Origin of the sequence: Sphingobacterium sp. 18053 (assembly GCF_902706145.1) — a bacterium.
GTDB lineage: Bacteria > Bacteroidota > Bacteroidia > Sphingobacteriales > Sphingobacteriaceae > Sphingobacterium > Sphingobacterium paramultivorum.
Window position 1 is genome coordinate 75,124 of record NZ_CACSJW010000008.1, and the last position, 24,003, is coordinate 99,126.

General features: G+C 39.2%; 13 protein-coding genes and 1 riboswitch. Of the genes, 10 read left to right on the forward strand and 3 right to left on the reverse strand.

From position 1 onward, the window contains the following. Positions 1-73 precede the first annotated feature (73 nt). Complete coding sequence (locus GVK91_RS18885) at positions 74-2,893, forward strand: prolyl oligopeptidase family serine peptidase (protein ID WP_159730818.1); 2,820 nt, start codon at positions 74-76, stop codon at positions 2,891-2,893. A gap of 175 nt (positions 2,894-3,068) precedes the next feature. Continuing rightward, positions 3,069-5,258: a glutamine synthetase III gene (locus tag GVK91_RS18890; RefSeq protein WP_088162032.1), complete on the forward strand. Its 2,190-nt coding sequence runs from the start codon at positions 3,069-3,071 to the stop codon at positions 5,256-5,258. Positions 5,259-5,364: 106 nt separating this feature from the next. Here the strand turns inward: GVK91_RS18890 and GVK91_RS18895 are convergent, their stop codons facing one another. Continuing rightward, positions 5,365-7,815 carry a TonB-dependent receptor gene (locus tag GVK91_RS18895; RefSeq protein ID WP_159730820.1) on the reverse strand — a complete coding sequence of 817 codons (2,451 nt, stop codon included), beginning with the start codon at positions 7,813-7,815 and terminating at the stop codon, positions 5,365-5,367. Positions 7,816-8,158: 343 nt separating this feature from the next. Here GVK91_RS18895 and GVK91_RS18900 point away from each other — a divergent pair, with 343 nt between their 5' ends. From GVK91_RS18900 to GVK91_RS18915, 4 genes are all read left to right on the forward strand, one after another. Next, the gene (locus GVK91_RS18900; protein WP_159730822.1) at positions 8,159-10,186 is read left to right on the forward strand and encodes an FUSC family membrane protein; all 2,028 of its coding nucleotides are present in this window, start codon (positions 8,159-8,161) and stop codon (positions 10,184-10,186) included. A gap of 182 nt (positions 10,187-10,368) precedes the next feature. After that, positions 10,369-10,481: riboswitch (SAM riboswitch) on the forward strand. Positions 10,482-10,736: 255 nt separating this feature from the next. Further along, on the forward strand, positions 10,737-12,047 hold the full coding sequence (locus tag GVK91_RS18905) for an O-acetylhomoserine aminocarboxypropyltransferase/cysteine synthase family protein (RefSeq protein WP_075993185.1): 1,311 nt from the start codon (positions 10,737-10,739) through the stop codon (positions 12,045-12,047). Between the two features lie 32 nt (positions 12,048-12,079). Then, the gene (metX, locus tag GVK91_RS18910) at positions 12,080-13,123 is read left to right on the forward strand and encodes a homoserine O-acetyltransferase (protein WP_159730824.1); all 1,044 of its coding nucleotides are present in this window, start codon (positions 12,080-12,082) and stop codon (positions 13,121-13,123) included. Positions 13,124-13,162: 39 nt separating this feature from the next. After that, entirely contained in the window at positions 13,163-14,344 is a 1,182-nt protein-coding gene (locus GVK91_RS18915) for a homoserine dehydrogenase (RefSeq protein ID WP_153846738.1), read from the forward strand. A 65-nt stretch (positions 14,345-14,409) separates the two neighbouring features. Here the strand turns inward: GVK91_RS18915 and GVK91_RS18920 are convergent, their stop codons facing one another. Then, positions 14,410-16,740: a GH92 family glycosyl hydrolase gene (locus tag GVK91_RS18920; protein WP_159730826.1), complete on the reverse strand. Its 2,331-nt coding sequence runs from the start codon at positions 16,738-16,740 to the stop codon at positions 14,410-14,412. A 300-nt stretch (positions 16,741-17,040) separates the two neighbouring features. On the opposite strand from GVK91_RS18920, the gene GVK91_RS18925 reads away from it, so the two are divergent. Next, positions 17,041-18,372, forward strand: coding sequence for a hypothetical protein (locus tag GVK91_RS18925; protein ID WP_200845662.1), 1,332 nt, complete (start codon positions 17,041-17,043; stop codon positions 18,370-18,372). A gap of 65 nt (positions 18,373-18,437) precedes the next feature. Here GVK91_RS18925 and GVK91_RS18930 read toward each other — a convergent pair whose 3' ends face one another. After that, positions 18,438-19,175 carry a GntR family transcriptional regulator gene (locus GVK91_RS18930; RefSeq protein ID WP_227550223.1) on the reverse strand — a complete coding sequence of 246 codons (738 nt, stop codon included), beginning with the start codon at positions 19,173-19,175 and terminating at the stop codon, positions 18,438-18,440. 90 nt (positions 19,176-19,265) lie between these two features. Between GVK91_RS18930 and GVK91_RS18935 the strand changes: the two genes are divergently transcribed. From GVK91_RS18935 to GVK91_RS18945, 3 genes are read left to right on the forward strand one after another with little or no spacing between them, the layout of a single operon-like run. Then, a complete protein-coding gene (locus GVK91_RS18935; RefSeq protein WP_153846736.1) occupies positions 19,266-20,603 on the forward strand; it encodes a sugar porter family MFS transporter in 1,338 nt (445 codons plus the stop codon). A 50-nt stretch (positions 20,604-20,653) separates the two neighbouring features. Beyond that, positions 20,654-22,408: a class I mannose-6-phosphate isomerase gene (locus tag GVK91_RS18940; protein WP_159730828.1), complete on the forward strand. Its 1,755-nt coding sequence runs from the start codon at positions 20,654-20,656 to the stop codon at positions 22,406-22,408. Between the two features lie 30 nt (positions 22,409-22,438). Next, on the forward strand, positions 22,439-23,737 hold the full coding sequence (locus GVK91_RS18945) for an amylo-alpha-1,6-glucosidase (protein ID WP_159730830.1): 1,299 nt from the start codon (positions 22,439-22,441) through the stop codon (positions 23,735-23,737). Positions 23,738-24,003: the final 266 nt, after the last annotated feature.

Sequence of the window (24,003 nt, forward strand, 5' to 3'; positions counted from 1 at the left end):
TAACAATGAATATACCAAAAAATCGATGTTTATTTATTTTTTATGAATAAATTGCGACAAAAAGGTTTAAAATATGAATAAGAAAAGTATCTGTATTCCATTTTGTTTTCTGGCAGCATTCGCTGCCCATGCACAAAAGAAACCATTGGATCATACGGTATATGATAGTTGGCAAAGCGTATCATCGCCCTATATCAGTAAATCGGGAAAATTTGTCCTGTTTCAGGTTGTTCCACAAGAAGGCGATAATCAGCTTTTTCTCAAAACCAAAGAAAACAAAGAACTCATTCAAATTCCCCGTGGATATAATGGAAAACTGACAGATACCGAAAACCATCTGCTAAGTTTGGTCAAAGCACCATTTGCCGTAACCCGCGAAGCCAAAATCAAAAAGAAGAAAGTCGAAGAACTCCCAAAAGATTCATTGGCGATCTACAATTTAACGACTTCATCCCTTGTCAAATTTGCGCAGGTAAAATCTTACAAAATTGCCGATCAAAACAACAATTTCGTCTCTTTTCTTTTCGACAAGGAAATAAATGAAAAATCTGAAACAAAAACGGCTAATGATGCCACATCGGCAAAGAAAAGCAGCGATAAAAAGAAAAAAACAGTTGCAACGCTTGCTTTATATGATTTAAATTCCGGTGATTCGGTACAATTTTCATCCGTAGACCAATACGAATGGAATAAAAACGGATCAAAAATTGTTTTTTCAAAAAAAACAGATTCGAAAGATAGCCTGTCAAAAGAATCTGGAGTCTATCTCTATGAAATAGCAACTAAAAAGCTCAAAAAGATATCAAATGGAAAAGGCAATTATAAAAATTTCAAATTTGATGAATCAGGCAACCAGCTCGCTTACCTAGGGGATCTCTCCAATGAAAAGGCATTGCTGAAAAATTATAATTTATATTACTATTCAAATGGTATAGATACAGCCCAATATCTCGCAACAAAAACCAGCAATGGTATACCTAAAAACTGGGCCGTTAGTGGGGATGGGGATATCCGTTTCAGCAAAAATGGAGAGAAGTTATTTTTCGGCATAGCACCAATACCGCGTGTCAAAGACACCACCTTGGTTGATTTTGAACATGCTAAAGTAGACGTTTGGAACTGGCAAGACGATTATTTACAACCCATGCAGTTGGTAAATTTAAAGAAAGACCTTGCAAGAAACTTCTTAGCGGTCACTTACCCCAAATACAATCGTAACATTATCCCCCTTACGGACCAAACATTCAACTCCACGGCACTTACACCGGAAGGAAATGAAGAGTATGTCTTAGCGCGTACTGATTTTGGCAAGCGCATCGCAAGTCAATGGGAAGGTAGTACAAGAGATGACATCTATTTGGTTTCGACAAAAACAGGAAATAAAGAGTTAATCCTTTCAGACTTTTCGGGAAATGCAATCTTAAGTCCTGACGCAAAATACATCGTATATTTCGACCAAGATAAAGGAACCTGGAATTCCTATCAAGTTAGTTCAAAGAAAAAGACAGTTCTAAATGACGGTATACCTGCGTCCTTTGCCGACGAGGAAAATGATATGCCTACCTCAGCACAAGGATACGGCATGGCAGCGTGGAGCCCAGACTTTAAAGGGATTTACGTCAATTCGAGATATGATATCTGGTATTTTAACTTGGACGGATCCAACAAATCCATCTTGACAAACGGCTATGGGGCTGCTTCGCAGACAACTTTCCGCTACTTGCCTTTAAAAAGAGAAGAAGATCGCGAACAAGCCACAACACTAGACTATAAAAAGGGTGGTTTTCTAACGTCTTTTGACAATAAAACCAAAGAATCTGGTTTCTACCAGTTCAAGGGACAGCATAGCGATCCTAAAAGTCTTTTGGTAGAGGCAAAAACGTTTAAGAATATCAGCTCTTCGGCAGATCAACAAACGATACTGTACAGTAAAGAGGATTATATGAATTCACCTAATATATATACCAATACAATTAAGTTCAAAGACGAATTACAGCTATCCAATATTAACCCCCAACAGGCTAATTACAATTGGGGTACAGCAGAACTTGTTCATTGGACAACGCCTGAAGGAAATCAGGCGGAGGGAATTCTTTATAAACCAGAAAATTTTGATCCTGCAAAAAAATATCCCATTATAGCTTACTTCTATGAAAAGCTTTCAGATGGATTATATACGTATCAACCTCCTGCTCCTACACCATCACGTTTGAACATCCCCTATTTTGTAAGTAACGAATACCTTGTATTTGCACCAAATATAAGCTACAAAACAGGTCACCCTGGTCAATCAGCTGAAGAATACATCAATTCGGGTATGAGATACCTCGCTCAGAATGCATGGGTTGATAGTACGAAGATGGGAATACAGGGGCAAAGTTGGGGCGGCTATCAAGTTGCTCACCTCATTACGCGGACCAATATGTATGCTGCGGCTTGGACTGGTGCTCCTGTTGTCAACATGACATCTGCCTATGGCGGAATACGCTGGCAAACCGGTATGTCGCGCCAATTTCAATACGAACATACACAAAGCCGCATCGGAAAAACCCTATGGGAAGCTCCGGAACTGTACATCGAAAACTCACCTTTATTCCATTTGGATAAAGTTAAAACTCCCGTTGTCATTATGGCCAATGACAATGATGGGGCCGTACCATGGTATCAAGGCATTGAAATGTTTACTGCATTGCGCCGATTAAACAAACCTGTATGGATGCTGAATTATAATGGTGATGAACATAACCTCATACTCCGACAAAACCGCAAGGATATACAAATTCGGGAACAGCAATTCTTCGATCATTTCCTAAAAGGTGCCCCCGCTCCTGCTTGGATGAAGAAAGGAGTACCTGCCACCGAAAAAGGAATAGACTGGGGATTCGAATTATAACACAAAACAATAAAAAAGGTGTGATTTATACAAATCACACCTTTTTTATTAGCCAAAAACTATAATTTTTGAATTATTTCACAAAAAACATCAAAAAAAATTTCAGTTTTCAATAAAAACACAATATTTTTGAAAAACAAAATCAACAAAACTGTAATTTAACTACAAAATACAAATGTCGAACCTAAGATTCAAAGCAGTAGAAGCAGCAGGCTCACGCCAAATTGCTTCATTTGAAAAAGTTGAAACTAAAAAAGCAACTGACATCTACGGAAAGAATGTTTTTTCCGTAAACAAAATGAAAGACTACCTTCCTAAAAATTCATACAAGGAGTTAGTTGCATCCATTGAAGAGGGACAGATTATTTCAAGAGATTTGGCTGAACACATTTCACAGGCCATGAAAACTTGGGCACTTAACCACGGCGTTTCTCACTACACACACTGGTTTCAACCGCTGACAGGTTCGACTGCTGAAAAACATGATGCTTTTTTTGAGCCAGACGAAAACGGTGAAGCAATTGAAAAATTTACAGCTGACGCATTAGTTCAACAAGAGCCCGATGCATCTTCTTTCCCAAACGGTGGTATCCGTAATACGTTCGAAGCTAGAGGTTATACAGCTTGGGATCCATCTTCTCCTGCCTTCATTTACGAAACAGGCGCTGGTAAAACATTATGTATTCCAACAGTTTTTGTTTCCTATACGGGTGAATCATTAGACTATAAAGCTCCTTTATTGAAAGCGATCAACGCAGTAGATAAAGCTGCAACAGATGTTGCTCAATATTTTGATAAATCGGTCACTAAAGTAAACGCTTCTCTTGGTATTGAACAAGAGTATTTCTTGGTTGACCTTTCCTTATATAATGCTCGTCCAGATCTTCAGTTAACTGGCCGTACGTTATTTGGCCATATGTCGGCAAAAGGCCAACAATTGGAAGACCACTATTTTGGTGCGATTCCAGAGCGTGTATTAGCTTACATGGTGGATTTGGAAAATGAAGCTTTAAAATTAGGTATTCCTTTAAAGACTCGTCACAACGAAGTTGCACCTTCTCAATTTGAATGTGCTCCAATGTACGAAGAAATCAACTTGGCTATCGATCACAACCAATTGTTGATGAATGTCATGGAACAAGTTGCTTTAAGACACAACTTCAAAGTATTGTTGCATGAAAAACCATATTCTGGTGTCAACGGATCTGGTAAACACAACAACTGGTCCTTAATCACAAATACCGGTGTAAATTTATTATCTCCTGGAAAAACGCCTAAAAACAATTTGATGTTCTTGACTTTCTTTGTCAATACCATTAAAGCTGTTTATGAATATGCTGATTTGATGCGCGCTTCTATCGCTAGTGCAAGCAACGATCACCGTCTAGGTGCAAATGAGGCTCCACCAGCAATTATTTCAATTTTCTTAGGCTCTCAATTGGATGAGCTTTTGGAAGAAGTTGAATCTGCTCGTGTTGCTAAAAAAGTAAAAGCAGAGGCAAACTTATGGCATGGTATCCCTAAAGTTCCTGAATTAAAATTGGACAATACAGATCGGAACCGTACCTCACCATTTGCTTTTACTGGTAACAAGTTTGAATTCCGCGCTGTTGGTTCTTCTGCAAACTCGGCTTTACCGATGACCGTATTGAATGCAATCGTTGCAGCACAATTGATCGAGTTCAAAACGGAAGTAGATAAACAAATCAAAAAAGGCATTAAAAAGGATCTTGCGATCTTAAATGTTGTTCGCAAATACATCAAAGATTCAAAAGCAATCCGTTTTGAAGGCAATGGATATAGCGAAGAGTGGGAAAAAGAAGCTGAGGCACGTGGTCTTTCTAACATCAAATCTACGCCTAAAGCATTAGATGTTTATGTAAAAGAAGAATCTTTAGCCCTGTTTGAATCACTAGGTATTTATACCAAACGTGAATCAGAAGCTCGCCACGAAATCTTGCTTGAAAACTTCTATAAAAAATTACAAATTGAGGCACGTGTCATCGAAGAGATGGTTAACAACCAAATTGCTCCTGCATGTTTCATTTATCAAAACGAATTGATTGAAAATGTCAAAGGATTAAAAGACCTTGGTCTAGCGCAGGCAGCATTCAGCTCTCAATTGAACTTTGTAGAACGTATTTCAACACACGTAAATACCATCTTGGAGCAAGCTGAAGCAATGCGTCAGGAACGTAAAAAAGCAAACCAAATTGATGACGTACGTGAAAGATCAATCGCTTACGATGAATCGGTTAAACCATATTTCGATGTGATCCGTTATCATGTCAACAAATTGGAGAAAATTGTTGATGACAAAAAATGGCCTCTTCCAAAATTGAGAGAGATCTTATTTTTAAGTTAAGATAACTTCCCTGAAACAAAAAGAGCCTGCGATATCGCAGGCTCTTTTTGTTTCAGGGAAACGTTCGTCATCTCTCGCTCCATATTTCCCCTTACAACAGTAGCTCCTATTTTTTTAACCGATTATCTTCATCATTATTACCAGCCTTCTTATTGACTGACTTAATATTCATATTACCAAAACGATAAGAAACAGACAATCGGATAACCCGACTATCATATCCATTTCGTATACGATAGTATCCATTTTCCTGATAACTCGACAATCTGCGCTGACCTCTTGTATTCAACATATCATTTACAGCCAACTTTACATTCAATTTTTTGTCAAGAAATGTTTTTCCAGCACCTAGATCGATACCATAGTAAGACTGAAAACTAAATACCCCATACACTGCTGGCGAAAAATAATTGGCTGTCAGCTCCAGATTTGTTGTTTCCCCAATTCGGATATCATGATTGGAACTTACCTGGAACGATAACTTTTCCAATTGGCGTTGCGCTCCGGAATGCTCATCAAAACTAAACTTATTATAAAAAGCGCTGGCATTGTTAGAAATACTCCACCATTTAAAAAGCTTAACTGGTATATTGACATTCATGTTGTAATAATCAAAGTAAGCCAGATTTCTATCTGTCTGTGCAATAGCTTTGGTCTCCGAATTGCTTTCTATGACCTGAGTGATGGCATCATTGGTCCTCTTGTAGCCCAAACTCAATAAATAGCGATCTTTAAAGGTATAATTTACTTCATACGAATTGGTATATTGTGGATTTAAATAAGGGTTGCCATACTGATACGTGTATTGATCCAAATAATACACAAAGGGATTCAATGACCCATAATCAGGACGGTCAATACGTCTGCTATAACTCGCACCAAGCTTGTGATCATCATTAATCTGTTGCTGTACAAATATTGATGGGAAAAAATCGGTATAGGTACGTTTTGTTTGTTGCCCAAGCGTCACCGAGTTTCCTAGGGAGCTTGTATTTTCAACACGCAGTCCAGTTTGTACCGAAAACTTTCCGAATGATTTATTTAGGCTGAAATAAGCTGCAGCTATATTTTCATTATACAAAAACTGATTACTTTGACCATTATTTTGCACAAACTCGCCTTGCTGATCCTGATCTTCGTATAACAAATTATTATCTGTTTTTACACGGCTATATTTTAAGCCCGCCTCAAATTTTGTCGTTTTATTAAAAGGATGCACAAAATCGGTTTTAAAAATCAAAATTTTGGTCTTAGAAAGCATATCATTCCGGAAAATATTCGGTGATTTAAATTCTTCCCAATTTGCGTCAAAAAAACGGTTTCCAACAGTGCTATTGTCATTATTTTTCGAATATGAATAATCCCCATTAACGGCCAATTCAGTCCCTAAGGTATCAAATGTTTTTTTGTAGTTAAGATTATAAGTGAGGTAATGGTATTTAAAATCTGACAAATTGCTTCCTACTACAATCGAATCAAGCTTTCCTTTTTGAGAGGCGATCAGATTGCTTCCCTCGCGTGTTGAATGGCCATTACTTACGTTACCGTTAACCACAAATCCAATGACCTCCTGTTTCCCTAGGTTAAAATCTGCCGCAAATTTGAAATTATGGCCTCGATAGCGGAATTTCGAATAAGAATCCGAATTGAAAAAAGTCGTCCCGGTTTTGGTATCTACAGCCCTATCGATATTTAAATCATTAAAGCCTAAGGCATTTGCGTAGTTATAAGAAGAAAATAAGTTCACCCAACTGTTACGATGGTTTACTAGAAAGCCACCATCCGCCTTTGTATATTTACCCTGCCCTAAATTGAGGTTTAAACTAACATTACTTCCAAATTGCGTATTTTTCTTTGTCTTAATATTAATAATTCCTGCATTCCCTGCTGCATCGTATTTTGCGGGTGGATTGGTGAGCACCTCGATCGAAGCTATTGCATTGGAAGCTGTATTTTCCAATAATCGCGATACTTCATCTGCAGAAAGATAAGTAGGCTTACCATCAATCATGATAATCACATTACTTTTTCCACGTAGATTGATCTTTTTATTGTCTAAAGTTACCCCTGGAACCTTTTGCAGGAGTTCCAATGCGTTATTCCCTGTTGCCAAAATACTGTTTTCAACATTGAGGACAACTTTATCAAGATGACTTTCAATCAATGGTTTCTTACCGATCACCTGTGCCTCACTCAGCACTTTACTTTCCACCTGTAAACGAATCGTATCCAGCACCTTGAGATCTCCCACACTTAGGACCATTTCAGCAGAACGATAAACAGCATACCCTACCGTGGACACCTGTAAGCTATACTTGCCCTCGGGGATCGCAGACAACACAATTTCTCCATTTTCGTTGGATAAAGTTCCTTTTAACAAGATATCATTGGGCTTACGAAACAGTGAAATATTTGCAGCTACAATAGGCTGATTGTCTTGTCCAACAACGACTGTACGTAATTCCCCTCCGTCAGACTGTGCTGAAACGGGTCCGGCAATAGAAAACAGGAATAAAATAAGAGAAAATAAGAGCAATTTAATTTTTTGTGGTTTCATAATGTAATTTCTTTAGGCTATCGATTAGATAGTCAACTTCATAATAATGACAACAAACCTCGTGTATTCATTACACGTTGACCAGTAGAAATAGATAGATCGTCCGATTCACTCGGTAGACAACCAAATAACATCGGTAAACCATATCCTTCACTGATCGATGCTAAAGCCGGTAAAATCATCCCAGCTAATCTTGAATCTCCAAAAAGCACAGCGCAAGAAAAGCACATCGAATCAAAATAAAAATTCAAAAAATAAACTAAAATCAAAACAAATAAATTGTATACAAAAAATATTAAGCATAATATTTGTATTTTTGCACAGAAAATTAGTAAACTGATTAATGAGCACTGTATCATTGAAGAAAAGATTCTACCGTATTTATATCCTTATGATACGATTTATGCATGGCGAGCATTCTGGAGACGCATTACGTAATGTTTCCATCAGCATCTTGCCAAGTTTGGCGATCTATTTATTGGGAGCGCAAGCGAGCACGGCTATTGGAATCGGTGTCGGATCGTTGTTAACAACACTCACAGATCCTCCTGGAAACAGAAAAGATAAACTTTCTTCTGCTCTCGTATGTATTCCCACCTTCTTTGTTGCATCATTGTTTACAGCGATTGTATTTCCCTATCATTGGCCCTTGGTTATATTGCTAGCAGCGGCCGGTTTTATATGTACGTTATACGGTATTTTTGGGGCTCGCTATGCTGCAATTGGAAACATGACATTGATTCTCATGAGTTTTGTGATCGGAATGGCCCCGCAACACCCTTTTGCGGTTAGTTTACAGATTACAACAGGTTCCATTATATACTACTTTTTTAGCCTTTTACAAGCCTATATACAACCTTATCGCTCGCTAAAACATGCGATGGCCAATGGTTTTCATGGATTGTCCCAATTTCTATTGATACGATCACAGTCTTACGATCCCAATATTCCTTTGAATATAACGTACAGTCGCGTAGGCAAAATTCATGGCCTGATCAGCGAACAACAGGAACAAATCAGGTCTCTTCTTTTTCGAGAAAAAAAAATCATAAGTCAACAGTGGCATAAAAGCAATTATTGGCTCAGTCAGGTTTATGGGTTAATTGACCTTCATGAGTTAATTATTGCACTTGATCACGACTATGATGCGATTCGCAAAAATCTTGCAGACACGGGCAGCCTCCCTTTAATTCGTCACACAATCAAATTATTAGCTTTAGAAATTGATAGCTTTTCACAACCTAACAAGAGGTTTCGGTATGCGCATCAATTATATCACAATAACTTTAAAATTAATGCCCTCTTACAGGATTTAAAAGAAATTCAAGAACAGCAGACCGGTCAAGCAAAAAGTATATTATGTTCGATCATAAGCAACATCGAAGCAATTATTGAAGTACTCAACCGAATTCAGGTAGCTTTTTATCAAAATCAGGAAATTCAGGATAAGATTGACAGCAGTGAGTACCAGCAATTTATCAATCGACCTTTGCGCAATCTTGCTGATCTAAAAAGTAAACTCCATCTGAATAACCCGCTTTTTCGATTTGCCGTTCGGATGGCTCTTCTTTTTGGAACAGGCGCATTGATCGGTATTTTATTTTTGGATTTTAAATATACCTATTGGATCTTACTGACGATCGCTATTGTTGCCAGACCAGCATTTTCAATGACAAAAAAGCGTAATATAGAGCGTATTGTAGGCACATTCTCGGGTATAATAGTTGGTATATTCTGCTTAATTTCTATTCATTTTCTCCCAGCTCTCCTTACCATAGCTGCATTAGGTCTTTTCGGATTCTTTTTGTTCAACCGATCTAATTATATGGTCAGTGTCATCTTTATTACCTTGGGAATTGTGATTGCGCTCAATTTGTTCGAAGGCAATATCAATCTCATTTTAGGCAGCCGAATACTTTTCACACTCATTGGAGCATTCTTGGCTATAGCAGGTTATTTCTTGATACCTGTACGCCAAAGCACAGGCATGGTTCAGCTGGCAAAAGAGGTATCCCTTTACAACGAGCATTATTTCCAAACCATCAATAACCGTCTGTCGGACGAGAAACAAAGTTCTTTTGATATACGACTGGCTCGCAAAAAAGCGCAGACTGCCATGGCCCTGTTTTCAGACGCTATCAATCAAATGAAAAAAGAACCCGAGCATAAATGGATAGATTGGTCGCATATCCACCATTTTCAGGCACTCTCTTATCAGGTCAACTCCCATTTGGTGGGGCTTTCGTTATCGTTAAGCAAAAAGACGAATCGCCACCTAGCGTATGATATCCATAGTAGAATTGATGCACTTAAACCTCTTTTAACAGATTTAAATCAAATTGCGGAACGGATCAACTTAAAGAAATCATAATACCCGATTGACAGTTATTTATCCGGTTTCATCCGACGATATGCGATCCCGATCGGTATGTTATTCAAAATTCCTTTAACTAAAAAATAGCTTTTCTTTTGCTTTAATAAAAAAAGAGTTTATATTTGTGTCGTCTTCGAAAGAAGATTTCTAATCAACACCTCCCTTAATCAGTAGGTCTTGATTTATAAAGAAGTGGCGAGAGACTGGCTCAATGACCCACTGGCAACCTTCAATTTGTTTGAAAAGGTGCCAATTCCTGTCCAAAACAATATCGTTTTGGAGCATATAAATGACATAAGACAATGATTATTAAACTACTGAAGTCCATTAAAAATTCAGGTTCAACACAAGTGAACCACACGATAAGCGAAAGTGTAAGTCATCGTACAACTGTATTGATGCGAATGCGTATGCATATGCACTTCCATGCTTGTTAAAAATCATTTCCTTTTTCTTGGATAAAGATTTAACAGACCCTTCAACGAGGTGTGTATGCTTCTCTTTTTACTTAGCAATTTCTTTTTGAACCCTTAAAATCTGATATATTATGTCTTCAAACAAAAATTTAAAATTCGAAACTCTTCAGGTTCACGCTGGCCAAGTCGCTGATCCTACTACGGGATCTAGAGCAGTTCCTATATATCAAACAACATCTTTTGTATTTGAAAATGCCGAACACGGCGCAAACTTATTTGCATTAAAGCAGTTCGGCAATATCTATACACGGATTATGAATCCTACTACGGATGTTTTCGAACAACGTATTGCGGCACTGGAAGGTGGAGTCGCAGCTGTTGCTGTTGCATCTGGCCAGGCAGCACAGTTTATAGCTTTAAATAATATCTTGGAAAGTGGTGACAATTTTGTTGCCGGATCCAACTTATACGGCGGTACATTTAACCAGTTTAAAGTTTCTTTTAAACGCCTGGGCATCGAAGCTCGATTTGCAACGGACGCCGAGGCAGATAAAATTGAAGCCCTCATTGATGATAAAACAAAGGCCATCTATGTTGAAACAATTGGAAACCCAAGTTTCAATATTCCAGACTTTGAGAAAATTGCTGCCGTAGCAAAAAAATATGACTTACCATTAATCGTCGATAATACTTTTGGAGCTGGGGGTTATTTATTTAAACCTTTGGAGTACGGTGCGAATGTGGTTGTTGAATCGGCTACTAAATGGATCGGTGGACATGGCACAAGCATTGGCGGTGTCATCGTCGACGGCGGAAACTACAATTGGGGCAATGGAAAATACCCTCAATTTTCCGAACCATCTGAAGGCTATCATGGCTTAGTTTTTTCCGAAGTTTTCGGTGAAGGCGGACCGTTTGGAAATATTCAATTTGCCATTCGGGCACGTGTGGAAGGGCTTCGGGATTTCGGGCCAGCACTCTCCCCTTTCAATTCATTCTTATTATTACAAGGGCTTGAAACGCTGTCTTTACGGGTGCAACGCCATGTAGATAACACTTTAGAGGTAGCTAAATGGCTTGAGGCGCATCCACAGGTAGAAAAAGTAAACTATCCGGGCTTAAAAAGCTCTCCGAGCTTCGCTAACGCACAAAAATACCTTAAAAATGGCTATGGTGCGGTGCTTTCTTTCCAGCTCAAGGGTGACGCAGCACAGAAGGCCAATAGCTTTATCGACAGCTTAGAATTGATCAGTCACTTGGCCAATGTCGGTGATACGAAGTCATTGATTATCCATCCAGCAGCGACTACTCACCAACAATTGAGTGATGAAGATCAAGCCAATGCTGGAGTGTTCAAAGGTTTATTACGCCTTTCTGTAGGAATAGAACATATTGATGACATCAAAGCTGATTTACAACAAGCTTTTGATAAAATTAAATAATCAGATTTTTTCGGCTTAAACTTAAACGTAAAATGAGTAAGCATATTTATCTGCACCCGGAGCCTTTTGTATTTGAAAATGGAAGAGAGCTTACTGATTTACAAATCAGTTATGAAACATTTGGCAAACCCAACGCAGATCGCAGTAATGTGATCTGGGTTTGCCATGCACTTACGGCTAATGCAGATGTACTGGATTGGTGGTCCGGTCTTTTTGGAACAGGTGAATTATTTGATTCAAACGATTATTATATTATCTGCGCCAATGTCATAGGATCAGCATATAATAGCAGTAATCCGCTATCTGTAAACCCAGCTACTGGACAGCCTTACTACCTATCTTTTCCTGAATTTACAGTAAGGGATTTGGTCAATGCACATCAATTTCTTGCAGACCACCTGGATATCAAACAAATAGAGATCCTTATTGGCGGCTCATTGGGCGGTCAACAAGCATTGGAATGGGCCGTATCGCACAGTATAGCCATCAACCATCTAATCGTCGTTGGAACAAATGCCGTCCATTCACCATGGGGTATTGCATTCAATGAAAGTCAACGTCTTGCCATTACAACTGATCGAACCTTTTACGCCAATCATCCCGATGGCGGAGCTAAGGGTTTAAAAGTTGCACGCGCTATGGCACTGTTGTCTTACCGCAACTATACAACGTATGCCAACACACAAAAGGAGGATGATAACGAAAAACTCGATCATTATAAAGCATCCTCCTATCAAAACTATCAGGGTGAAAAATTGGTGAAACGCTATAATGCGTACAGCTATTACTTCCTAACCAAAGCAATGGACAGCCATAATTTAGGTCGGGGAAGACGATCTATCGAATCCGCTTTAGCGAGCATTGACTGTCCAACTTTAGTACTGAGCGTCAATACAGATTTGTTGTTTCCTCCACAAGAGCAACAATTCATCGCTCAACATGTTCCGAATGCCCACTATCAGGAGATTGAATCTACCTATGGCCACGATGGATTTTTGATCGAAACAAAAAAACTCACTAAAATCATCAGCAACTTTCTGCGGAAACAAAAAGAATACCTAAACGAATTAGTATAAGAGAATAAATAATATATATAAGAGAATTTAAGAAGAGATATGAGTAATAAATTAACAATAGGGATGTTTGGGTTTGGTGTAGTAGGCCAAGGTCTTTACGATATCATCAAAACCAAAAATCTTAATCTGGAGATCAAGAAATTTGTCATTAAAAACGGAGATAAAAAGCGCTCGCTACCAGCAGATTTATTTTCTACCGATGCCGAAACAATTTTAGGTGACCCAGAAATTAATACTGTTGTCGAACTAATAGATGATGCCGAAGCAGCCTATCAACTAACTGTTCGTGCCTTGAAATCGGGAAAAAATGTGGTATCTGCCAATAAAAAAATGATTGCCAGCCACCTGGAAGAACTGGTTGATATCCAACATGAATATGGCACCAGTTTATTGTATGAAGGTGCCGTTTGCGGAAGTATTCCCATTATACGGAATTTAGAAGAGTACTATGACAATGAATTACTTCATTCTGTCAGCGGTATTTTTAATGGATCTTCCAACTATATTTTATCTAAAGTTTTCAATGAAAACCAGCAATATACAGACGCTTTAAAGAAAGCGCAAGAACTTGGTTTTGCAGAAACAGATCCAACCCTGGATGTAGGTGGATTTGACCCAAAATTTAAAGTATGTATTGTTGCTTCCCATGCGTACGGAATCTATGTCAAACCAGACGATGTCTTTAATATTGGTATTGACAAATTGGGACAGCAAGATATTCGTTTTGCTAAAGAAAAGAACCTCAAGATCAAATTGATACCAACAGCAAAAGAGATCGATGGCAACAAAGTTGTACTTTATGTATTACCACGCCTAGTAGGCAAAGAGAGCATGCTCTATAATGTAGAAAATGAGAACAATGGTGTATTGGTAAAAGCTGCCTTTGCAGACGAGCAATTTTTCTATGGTAAAGGAGCAGGTGGACACCCGACGGGCTCTGCTGTGCTATCGGATATCGCTGCCCTTCGCTATGGATACCGTTATGAATATAAAAAACATTTAGAATCCAGCACATTAAATTATAGCCAAGATTATTTAATTAAGGTTTATTTGAGATACACAGATGATACACTGATTGAAAAGTTAAATTTCAGTGAAATCACAGAACGATATTACGCACCAGATTTCAAATATGTCATAGGACATATTAATCTTCAACAAATCGCAGCTCACAAAGCTGATTTGGATCAAGAGGGCAATTTTATTGCTGAAATCGCGTAGGCAATCAACAAACCAACCTACCTTGAAAATAGCCCCGAATGGGGCTATTTTTTTATTGCTTAAATTTAGTTGCCTTTCAACTTGAGGTCTAAAATCCCACCTTCTACCAGGCGTTCAAAAGGAAGCTGCCAACCTTTCCACAGGCGGTTATTCAACCGAACCTGATCAACAATATAACTATTGGGCTGCTCTTTCTTCACCTGAATGATAAATTTATTTTTTCTTAATTTCTCCGGTAATTGTATCGTTACCCGATCGAAAAGTGGCGCGCCAATCTGAAGTGCGGGTTTCTCGGTGGTGAGACTTCGGACATCGAATAGACCGATACTCGACAAGACATACCACGCTCCAAGCTGTCCTTGGTCTTCGTCTTGTCCGTAGCCATAGCCATGTATTGCATCATTACCATAAAATTCATTGCAAATTGCCCGTACCCATTTCTGACTTAAATCAGGTCTACCAGAAAAATAGAATAGCCAAGAGATATGCAGGTTTGGTTGATTACCATGATTATAAAGACTTTCAATCCCTGCGAAAGCGTCAATTTGTGTACCACCTCCAAACACATTCTTCTGCGACACCGTAAAAATACTATCCAACCGCTGATTAAATAGATCCTTTCCAACCAGTTTAACCAATTGTTGTGGGACATGCGGCACATAGAAGGTATACTGCCAAGCATTTCCCTCCTGAAATCCACGCCATGGTTCATAAGGGTTAAAGTTTGAAATAAATCGCCCAGTACTATCCTTTGGTCGCATAAACTTCGTCGTGGTATCGTACAGATTGCGCCATCCATCGGATAATCCCTGAAATTTAATGTAGTCTTTTTGGTGCCCCAATGATTTTGCAAATTGTGCGGCTGCGCCGGCAGAAAAAGCATATTCCAAGGTATGCGAAGCACCAAAAGGAGATCCATTGGTCATTAATTCGGGACTACCATTATCATCTTTTATATAGGGTGAATAGCCCTTGCGAACGAAAACTCCTACATCTAACTTTCCTGCTCCAGGCAGGCGGTCCTTCGCTTCCAATTCATTTTTACGCACCGCAGCATAGGCAAGATTCACATCATAGTCACGAATACCCACATTATACGCCGCTGCAATTGCCAAACCTGTAAAATTAGTCCCTACACCCGATACGTATTTACTGTTGGCAATACCGTCTCCTAACCAACCTGCATCGCGATAGACCAACAATTGACTCTGAATCCAGTCGTTGTAATAGTCCGGATAAGCAATGGACCACAACTGTGTCAAATTCCAAAATGCACCCCAGATCGCATCGGTATTATAATGATGATGAATAGGTTGCCCTTGTTTATTTAAGGCAATCTGCCCTACCGAGCCATCATTTTTGGGGTAAGCACCATTGACGTCGCTTGCAAGCCCACGACCAAGTAAAGCATGATACAATCCAGTGTAAAATTTAATGCGGTCGTCCACTTTGCCCCCTTCTACCAAAATTCTTCCCAGTTCACTATTCCAGGTTTTCAAGGCATTTCTCTTTGCAGTATCAAACGACATATCCTTTGCTTCTTTAAGCAAATTCAGTTGTGCATTTTCCACAGATGTATAAGACAAACCGGTCTTGACTTCGATAGATTCCCCTACTTGGGTATCAAATTTCAGGAACAAGCCTGCCCCCTTTCCTTTTATACGGCTATGTTGATCGAAAGTCGTGGAATCTCTAAATGTTCCAAAAGATTTAGGCTGTTTGTTTATCTCCGCGAAGAAAAACATCTTAACATGAGCACCCTGCTGATATTTTTGTACGTATACAGGATTGGTAACCACATATCCCCAGACGTGCTGTTTGTCATAATTCACTTCAGCATCAACGACTGGGCCACTTTCCCCCATAACATGACCAATATCGAAAATAAGGTTGGCTTCTTCAGTTTTTGGAAAAGTATACCGATGAAAACCGACGCGCTTGGTTGCAGTGAGCTCCGCAAGTATATTATAATCTTTTAACTTGACGCGGTAATAGCCAGAAGTAGCAAACTCATCTTTCTTATCGAAAGCAGAACGATAGCCGCTTTGTGGACGATCAAGGTGACCAGGAGTTGTCTTCAATTTTCCAACGGACGGTGCAAATACCACTCCGCCTACCTGGAATTCGTGAAAATTAGCGAATCCTTCTATTGACCCATGCCTATCATCGTACCCCACAGCTTCCCAGCCTGACTTGTTCCCATAGCTTCCATTTGTGCTCGGAGCGAGCTTAGCCATTCCAAAAGGAACTGCTGCTGGTGTATAAAAGAAATACCGGCTATGAACGGATCCAATATTAGGTTTTACAAAAACGGTCAAATCTGTTTTCTGCTGTGCAAAAACAGCTGCCGTACTAACAAATAAACTACAAAAATAATAAATGATACGCTTTACCATTGTTCTCAATTAGGTTCTACAGCAAACTTACAAAAAAATAGAGTATGTATAAACATGAGTTCTGTTTTCTTACTCAATTTAACTACGGAAAAGGCCTCACCATAATGCGCAAATTTGTAAAATTTTAAATACTAACCAAATAAAACGTTATTAAAGCTTAAATACTGACATTTTTCCATAACTTTGATTGTACATACATACTAAAATATAACCAGTAAATAAATTCAAAAAAAATACGCATCAGACGGCTGATCTTCGATCAAAAGCCCTGAAGTAGATGAAAATTACAATAAAACCACAATGAAAAAAAACAGCACATTTTTTAGTCTAATACTTCTGTTACTCGGAACCCAACTATCAGCACAACAAACAAAACCTGACCGTATCGCTCAACTTAAGTTGGCAAAAAGCATTCTAGCGGATCAAAACCTAAAATATGTGGACAGCCTTTCCCGAGAGGTCATCAAAGAAGGTTTCAATGCGGGAAGTGGCTACTCACAAATTTGGGCTAGGGATCTCAATACATTTATTGAAACCGCATTGGAAGAGCGGTCCCAAGCGGACATTAGAGGAGCCATTTTAGTATTCTTTCAGATGCAACAGCCTAATGGTGAAATGGTAGACGGCTATGTCCTTAAGAAGGATTTTACCTGGCACGATGATACACCTTATTATTCAGAAAATGCGCCAGGCCATGTTGGATTTAAAAATACAGTAGAAACAGACCAGGAAACGTCACTCATCCAACTGCTTGGTAAATATATCCGGAAAACAAAGGATTACAGTATCCTGGAGGAGTCTATCGGTGGAATTTCTGTAAAAGATCGTATCCAACTCATGTTGGATTATTTGAAAAGAGAACGGTTCAACCACAAGTATCAATTGCTTTGGGGTGCGATGACAGCAGATTGGGGAGATGTACAACCCAACGATAGCTTTGGTTGTGACTGGAATGAGCTCTCCAATGAGGCGATCGATATTTATGACAACGCGATGTTTATTATTGCATTGCAGACATTGATTGATATCCAGCCCAACTCTCCGAAGGTGACAGAATGGAAGGGATTAAAAAAGAGTCTCGAAACAAACAGTAGACGTCATTTATGGGATAAGAAAAAACAAAAATTCATCCCTCATATCTACCCTAAGACATCTCCTATCCCAAAAGGATTTGATGAAAATACGATCCATTATCATGGGGGCACCGCCATCGCTATAGAAGCCGGGTTACTTTCCGCTTCAGAAATAAAAACAGTCAATACGCAAATGCTGGAAAACGTCCGGTTATCGGGCATGCCGAGTATTGGATTGACCTTATACCCAACCTATCCAGTTGGATTTTTCATCGGAGGAATGGCTCAGCCTTACCAATACCAAAATGGTGGTGATTGGACCTGGTTTGGCGGACGGATGATCCAGCAACTCGTTTTAAACGGCTTTTATCAAGAAGCCTATGCAGAACTTCAACCGATGATCGATCGGGTTGTGAAAAACAAAGGATTTTACGAATGGTATGGTCAAAATAACGTCCCTAGCGGATCAGGGAAATTCAAAGGTTCTGCAGGAGTACTTAGTAAAGCAATAGCGCTCCTAGAAAGCTGGGCAGAAACTACCGTAGAAAAGAATCATTAAAAGAATAAATAAATTAGCTATTCACTCATCCACTTGATCAGTTCAAAAAGGATGAGTGAATTTACTTAATAATCTCTTCTACTTTCAACTGTATAGGTAAAACTTTCCGCACGGTAGAACCCTAAATTATATTCAATTGGCTTTCCAGATTGGTCAAATACAAAGCGCTTGCGGGACAAAATAGGATCACCGATATTAATCTCCAATTTATCCGCTATAAATTTATTTGCAGCCATTGCATCCAACTCTTCCTGAGAAAGATCTGCAACGACATGATAATCTGATTCTAAGATCTCATATAAAGGTCTCTTAAAATCTTCATCGCCGTTTAAACCTATACGCGGATGGAAATAAGAGATAAAGTAAACAAATGGGTCATCTTTCTTTCCTCTCAAACGTTCTAGTTTTAATAGCTTCTGGTCCTCATCTACATTAAAAAACTTCGAAACAGCTTTATCCGGAACAACCCAGCTGACGTGAAGCTCAAAATTCTTCACCTCAATCCCACGATTTTTCATCTCTTGTGAGAAACTCAACCAATTTTTGGATTTTGAACTGAATTTAGAACTAGTCACCTTCGTTCCTATCCCCTTCTTTCTAATTAGCAGCTCCTCATATACAAGTTTATTGATCGCTAAACGCAAAGTAGAACGGGAAATTGCCAATCTTTTTGCTAATTCAATTTCATTGGGTAATAACTTACCCTCTATATATTCAGGCTGCTTAATTAATTCGCGTAACAAATTCTCAGCTTGTATATGCAGCGGAACAGGACTTTTATGATCTATTTTTAAATTCATCATTTGGATTGCTTGTGCTAAAATAAGATTTTTTGCATAATTAAAAAAATAGATATATGTTTGTATGTATATACATATTAATATAAACCGCAGATGTCAAAGAAATTTATCATCATTTTATGTATCGTTTCAATTGGAGGACTCCTTTTCGGTTTCGATATGGCTGTAATTGCAGGTGCTTTGCCATTGGTGAAGCAATTTTTCGGACTATCTCCTGCTCAAGAGGGCGTTTTCGTCAGTTCAGCCTTGCTAGGCTGTATTGTTGGTGTATTTTTCACAGGACCATTAACAGATAAATACGGCCGAAAACCCGCCTTTATTACTGCGGCCCTACTTTTTTTATTCTCAGCAATTGGCTGTGGATTCAGTCCTTCTTACAGCATATTGATTGCAAGTAGAAGCATTGGGGGCCTTGGTGTTGGAATAGCCTCAATTGTTGTGCCCTTATATCTTGCGGAAATATCGCCAAGCAAATTTAGAGGAAGATCAGTCACCTGTTATCAACTCGCTATTACATTCGGTATCCTATTTGCCTATATCAGCAATTACTTGATTCTTGAATATACCTCCACCCAGCAAAATGAACTGTGGCGAACTATGTTTTTAGTTGGCGCAATACCGGCTTTATTGTTATGCATTGGAGTTTACTTTATTCCTGAAAGTCCGCGTTGGCTTTCTAAAAATGGACGAAACACTGAAGTTGCAGCGATCAGTGCCACCTTAGGACTATCGGATATACAAGAGGTTAGCAATGTTTCCTCGAAAGGAAATCTACGTGATCTGTTCTCTCCTATTTATCGCAAGGCCTTTCTATTGGGCCTCTTCCTCCCTTTATTTTCACAACTCAGTGGAATCAACGCAATTGTTTATTATGGTCCGAGCATATTGCTTGAATCAGGTATTTCATTAAACAACTCCTATCATGCCCAGTTATTCTTTGGAGCTGCCAATGTGCTATTTACTTTCTTCGCAATCTGGAAGGTTGATAATTGGGGTAGACGTCCCTTATATCTTTTGGGAACTGTAGGTGCTACCCTGAGTTTGCTGGTTACTGGTTATCTTTTTAATCAAGGTCAAGTCAATAATATCGCATTGATTATCGCTATACTTTCCTTCTTATTTTTCTTTGCTTTTTCCATTGGCCCACTAAAATTTGTCGTCGCAGCCGAAATCTTCCCAAATGCCATCCGGGCTCGCGCCATGGGTATCAGTATTATGGTGATGTGGATTTCCGATGCTATCGTGGGACAGCTAACTCCCATTCTTCTCGCTTCCTGGGGCGCCCGCTATACGTTCTGGTTGTTTGCATTTTTCTGTGCCATCGCATTCCTTGTTGTACTTGGATTCCTGCCAGAAACGAAGGGCAAACCTTTGGAGGAGATCGAAAAATTCTGGATTGAAAAACACAACAAAAAATCAACAAACAAGTAAGCAAAAGCTATTTACTCCAACATCATTCATTTGCAATAAATTACATCAATATGTATTCTAATACTCAAACAAAACCTTTTCAGTACGAAATCGCTCCGACGTTTCCAGTTCAAGGAACATTATCAAATTCCTACCCGAATCTTGTCGCACATCTCATTACACATAATATACATAGCATTGATGGTTTTGTAGGTGTTAACTGGGGCACAATCATCCCCAACCTGAAGCAAGAATTTGAAAGACAGGGCGTAGCCGCACGATTTATTGCGATGGATTCTGCTTTAAAATCGGAATCAGCCATCCAGGATATTGTCTCTCCCTACCTAGGCGGCAATGACCCATTGTTCGGAAAAAAGGCCGGGATTCAGCTCATTGAATACTTTGATACCGAAAAACTAGCGGATTTTCAATCAATACTAGCGAACTCCGATTCAAAACAAGGTAAGTATACCATCTTTTACGGTCCTGGAGCATCATTAGTCGATACGTCTAGTCAGCTGATGTATATTGATTTGCCCAAAAATGTGCTTATTCAACGCATGCGTGCGGGCAAAGCTTTAAATTTAGGCTGTTCAACACAAACCAATCAAAAGGAAACCTATAAGCGTTACTATTTTGTCGACTGGGAAATATTGAACCGACATAAAAGATCCATCTTGTCCCGTGTCGAAATTCTTGCGGATCAACAATCGTCCCACAGCTTACCATGGATTACGGGGAAGGATCTACGCGATACATTGCAAACCATGTCCCAAAATTACTTCCGCGTACGACCAACTTTTGAACCCGGAGTATGGGGTGGACAGTGGATGAAAGAGCACCTTACAGGCATCGATCAGGATGTCAAAAACTATGCGTGGTCCTTCGAAATGATTGTCCCCGAAAATGGTATTTTGCTCGAAGCAGATGGACATATACTCGAAATTTCATTCGATCAATTGATGTTTCAAGAAAGTGCCAATGTACTCGGTCATGCACAGCAACGTTTCGATGTCGAATTCCCAATACGCTTCAATTTTCTGGACACCTTTGATGGTGGCAACCTATCCATTCAATGTCACCCCAGTCCAGCTTATGCAAAAGCAGAATTTGGAGAAAACTTCACACAGGACGAATCATATTATATCGTTGATAGAAAAGAGGACGCGCAAGTGTATCTGGGCTTTCAGCAAACAATTGATGCAGACAAATTTCGCTCCGCTTTAGAAGAGAGCTTCCACAGCGGAATAGCTATGGATATCGAGCAATACGTTCAAAAATTCGAATCCAAGAAACACCAGTTATATTTGATTCCACATGGTACCGTACATTCTTCCGGCGTGAACAATCTCGTGCTCGAAATCAGTGCAACACCTTATAATTATACCTTTAAAATGTACGACTGGGTGCGTCCCGATTTAGATGGGAAACCACGTCCATTAAATATTGATAGAGCATTCGCTAACCTCAATTTTAGCCGGAAAGGTGATGTCGTAAAAAACACACTGCTAGCTCAGCCCAGTGAAAAAGTCCTTGATGCGCAAACAACAAGAATACATTTGCCAACGCATGAAGATCATTTCTACGATGTTTTTAGATACGAATTCGATCAGGATGTTTCGATTGAAACGCAGGGACAATGCCATATCATGATGCTTGTCGAGGGTGAGGCAATTGAGCTGACGACAGCAAATGGCATGAAGAGGGTCTTCCATTATGCCGAGACTTTTGCCGTTCCTGCTGCTGCTGGGTCCTATACATTGCGTAATTTAGGAAACGGTAAGGCAAAGGTTATCCAATCTTTTGTCAAAGAATCCAAATGTTAATCAAACCATTTATTATAAACAAACAGCACAATGAGAACTATATTTTTTGCATTATCTTCATCGCTCCTATTACTGTCCTGCCAAAACCCGGGCAGTAAAGCATCTACGAACAATTTACAAGACAGCATCCAAAAAGATAGCAGCTTCCATATTGTCAAAGATATGGCTACGAACATCATCAAAAGCGGATTCAATGCGGGGGATGGATACAGTGAGGTATGGATTAGAGACTACAATACATTTATCACCTTAGCAACAAAAGTACATCCCCATGAACAGATCAAAGATCAATTGGCTTTGTTCTTTAAACTACAAGGCCCTGATGGTAATATTGCCGATGGTTTTGTCAAAAAGTCCAGCTTAAAAAATGGCGTATCGGACTATTACACAATCACCAGTACCTTGGCTCCTGATTATGCTGCACATAAAAACACCGTTGAAACAGACCAGGAATCCTCTTTAATTCAAGCGGTACACAAATATTTCGTTGCTACTAAAGATAAGGCTTTTCTCAATGAAAAAATTGGTGATGCAACTGTAAAGGATCGCATGGAACGTGCTTTGCAATTTTTATTGGACAAACGTTATAATGATACTTATGGTTTACTTTGGGGTGCAACCACGGTTGATTGGGGCGACGTTCAACCCGAGCATGACTGGGGTGTCCATCTAGATGAAAATTCGCATATTGCTTTGGACATCTACGACAATGCGATGTTTTTGATCGCCCTTGACAACTACATGGATCTACTTCCTGAGAAAAAAGAAAAATGGGGAAAAATCAGAGCTTCCATAGCAAGTAATACCATGAAACACCTTTGGGATGAAAAGAACCAAAAGTTTATTCCCCATATTTATATCAAAGGCTCTCCATTTTCGGCTGATTTTGATGAAAATCAAATCTATTATCATGGTGGAACAGCTATCGCTATTGAGGCGAATTTACTCAGCAAAGAGCAAATAAAAGTTTCATTGGATAAAATGATTAAAAATGTAAAAGACGCTGGTGCGGCAACAATTGGACTTACCGTGTACCCAACTTATCCTGCAGGTTCATTTAAAAACAAAGGCATGTATCCGTATGGTTATCAAAATGGTGGGGACTGGACCTGGTTCGGTGGGCGTATGATTCAGCAGCTCGTTAAAAATGGTTTTCAACAGGAAGCTTATGAGCAAATACAGCCGATGCTTGCCCGTGTTATCAAAAATAAAGGTTTTTATGAATGGTACACAAAAGATAACAAACCAGAGGGTTCAGGAACTTTTAGAGGTGAAGCAGGTGTGCTTTACGATGCGATCGAATTACTAGAACATGCTGGAACTAAATAAAAACAGCTTATCGCGATGTAAAAAGAGCAGCAGGAAATTTGCAGTGCCCCCAAAAAGTTAGACACTTTCTGGGGGCATTTTTTCTGAAAGTGTCTAATCTTATTGGCCAAAAAGAACCTTCAGTTTGCTTTCATTGCTGTTGGTGTCTACGAAGTCATGAAGGTTTTATTTGAAATCCTCACCTTAGCATTCCTATTTTATATTACGCTAAAGCCTTTTCCGCATTCTCCTTTGTATACTCGCTTCCTATCCGCCAAAATATCCTG

Bases quoted from the DNA above. Each gene is read 5' to 3' on its own strand.
- GVK91_RS18915 (WP_153846738.1), top strand. From the start codon at position 13,163: ATGAGTAATAAATTAACAATAGGGATGTTTGGGTTTGGTGTAGTAGGC.
- GVK91_RS18895 (WP_159730820.1), bottom strand. From the start codon at position 7,815: ATGAAACCACAAAAAATTAAATTGCTCTTATTTTCTCTTATTTTATTC.
- GVK91_RS18935 (WP_153846736.1), top strand. From the start codon at position 19,266: ATGTCAAAGAAATTTATCATCATTTTATGTATCGTTTCAATTGGAGGA.
- GVK91_RS18890 (WP_088162032.1), top strand. From the start codon at position 3,069: ATGTCGAACCTAAGATTCAAAGCAGTAGAAGCAGCAGGCTCACGCCAA.
- GVK91_RS18885 (WP_159730818.1), top strand. From the start codon at position 74: ATGAATAAGAAAAGTATCTGTATTCCATTTTGTTTTCTGGCAGCATTC.
- GVK91_RS18905 (WP_075993185.1), top strand. From the start codon at position 10,737: ATGTCTTCAAACAAAAATTTAAAATTCGAAACTCTTCAGGTTCACGCT.
- GVK91_RS18940 (WP_159730828.1), top strand. From the start codon at position 20,654: ATGTATTCTAATACTCAAACAAAACCTTTTCAGTACGAAATCGCTCCG.
- metX (WP_159730824.1), top strand. From the start codon at position 12,080: ATGAGTAAGCATATTTATCTGCACCCGGAGCCTTTTGTATTTGAAAAT.
- GVK91_RS18900 (WP_159730822.1), top strand. From the start codon at position 8,159: ATGAGCACTGTATCATTGAAGAAAAGATTCTACCGTATTTATATCCTT.
- GVK91_RS18925 (WP_200845662.1), top strand. From the start codon at position 17,041: ATGAAAAAAAACAGCACATTTTTTAGTCTAATACTTCTGTTACTCGGA.
- GVK91_RS18930 (WP_227550223.1), bottom strand. From the start codon at position 19,175: ATGATGAATTTAAAAATAGATCATAAAAGTCCTGTTCCGCTGCATATA.
- GVK91_RS18920 (WP_159730826.1), bottom strand. From the start codon at position 16,740: ATGGTAAAGCGTATCATTTATTATTTTTGTAGTTTATTTGTTAGTACG.
- GVK91_RS18945 (WP_159730830.1), top strand. From the start codon at position 22,439: ATGAGAACTATATTTTTTGCATTATCTTCATCGCTCCTATTACTGTCC.